A 1,974-nucleotide genomic window follows, 5' to 3' on the forward strand; every position below is an offset into this window, starting at 1 on the left:
TCATGAGCTTTTGCACTTTCGTTTCCTCCAGCACAATCACAACGGCTTCAAGCTGATCGGCATCTTGGCTTGTGTGGCTCTTCCATCCACTAGGTTTTTTTGCATTATATTTACCGCACGCCTCGTGGCGCACCAAAGAAAGCACAAAGAAACACAAAGGACACAAAGTTAGACGTTGACGACGCTTCGCTTTGTGTCCTTTGTGTCCTCTTTTTTTCCTTTGTGATAAAGAAATGTTGCTTTCGTGATGTTTTAAGAAATTCGGGATGATCCATGTTTCGGTTACATCTCTTACTCCTTCTGTTTGGGATTGAGGAAAAATTGTATCCCCAGATCCAAGCCTACTCGCAGCGATTCGTCATCAAAGTTGTAGTTCACATTGGGAGCCAGCTCCAAAGCAAGATTTGAGTTAAAAAAGCTGTTCAAACCCAGTGCCAGAATGGCTCGTGAAGTTACTCTATTCTGTTCCAGTTCATTAAATTTAGCCTTAATCCTATCGTATTGATATGCGCCACTAAGAAACAAGAGCCGATGCTGATCCGTATTGAGGTAATACCGAACCCGCGGGCTAAGCCCGATGAGGGTTGTACTAAAATCCTGATTTCCGGATAGCCCCAAAGCCACTGCACCCCCCAGGCCAAAACGACTGTTTACGAAGTAGAGCAAATTCGGGGCAATGGTCAAGGAGTTCACATTAGCGGCTCCTGGCCGGGGCGAAGTGATGCCAAACTGGGCCCTGGCGCTGGTTCCACCTATCAACAAAGTGCCTCGTTGCAAATTCGGCAGGGCGGTTTTGCGCGTGCCCCTCATTTCAGGGTTGAGGTAAACATTGAGGCTGGTGGATAGGCCGAGTTGGGTATTCCTCCTGATTTGGAAATCCGGCTCAATCACAGCCAAATAAGCATCCAGTCCGATACCTGGAGCCAAAAAGTGGGTCAGGCCCACACCTGCGTTGGCTCCGCCAAAGTTGTTCTCGCTGGAAAAGAGCAGGTTGAATTGGGCATTTACAAAAAAATGATTGTTGGACGACTGTGGATTCAGGTAGTAGCGGGCAAATGGGGCAAGGCCAATGGCATTGCCATCAAAAGCGTCGTTTTTGCTGTATAGGGATGCGGTTACACGGCTTCCTACCAATAGCCGTTTGGAAAAAAAATAACCAAATTCGGGGGAAAAGTTCAAACTGAACAGGTCCTCTACGGGGCCAAATTCTTCGAAATAGCTTAGCCCGGCTAAACCTTGAGCTACCGGTAAAGGACTATAAATAGACCCACTGGCATACCAGGTGCCTTTACTAAGTTGTGCGTGTACCCATAAAGGACAACACAATAACAAGACAAGTGAAAACAGTGTAAATCGTTTCATGTGTTAATTGTTTAAATGATTTTCAATCTATAATGCATCATACGTGATACTATCCAACCTGAGAAGAGCGCTAAAAAGTCTATCTTTTATATTGAGCGTAAATTGTTAGATTTAGTTGCCTTTTGTATTTCTTTTTATTGTTTTTTTGTCGGTATTTTATCAAAACACTAAAACAAATGACCCATTATTTCATCATCCCCGGTTTAGGGAACTCTGGCCCCGAACATTGGCAGACTTACTTTGAACAGACCCTACCGAATGCGCAACGCATCCAGCAAAAAGAATGGGATGCTCCCGACTGCCAGGACTGGCTGCAAGCAATTGAAACGGCACTACAAGGTTATGATTTGACACAAGTGGTTCTGATTGCCCATAGCCTGGGCTGCGCTACAGTTGCACATTGGGCCAGGCGTTATGGGCATACCATTAAGGGTGCACTGCTGGTGGCTCCGAGCGATATTGAACAACCCGTGGTAACTATTTAGCAGCCGCCTTCGGCGGCTGCTAAATATGAAAATAAAAAGTATCTTAGGGCATCAAAAACATTGAGTTGGAGCTACCAAAAACAGTCGAAGGCTGCCACGTTGTGATCAATCAACTGCTGTTGATTAT

General features: G+C 45.5%; 2 protein-coding genes. One reads left to right on the forward strand and one right to left on the reverse strand.

Annotated features, from left to right (window positions below):
* Positions 1 to 291: 291 nt before the first annotated feature.
* Positions 292 to 1,362, reverse strand: a complete 1,071-nt coding sequence (locus ACEW9O_RS06180) for a hypothetical protein (RefSeq protein WP_373549265.1) — start codon at positions 1,360 to 1,362, stop codon at positions 292 to 294.
* Between the two features lie 176 nt (positions 1,363 to 1,538).
* Here ACEW9O_RS06180 and ACEW9O_RS06185 point away from each other — a divergent pair, with 176 nt between their 5' ends.
* Positions 1,539 to 1,847: an RBBP9/YdeN family alpha/beta hydrolase gene (locus tag ACEW9O_RS06185; protein ID WP_373549266.1), complete on the forward strand. Its 309-nt coding sequence runs from the start codon at positions 1,539 to 1,541 to the stop codon at positions 1,845 to 1,847.
* Positions 1,848 to 1,974: the final 127 nt, after the last annotated feature.

This window comes from Haliscomenobacter sp., assembly GCF_041740695.1.
Lineage (GTDB): Bacteria > Bacteroidota > Bacteroidia > Chitinophagales > Saprospiraceae > Haliscomenobacter.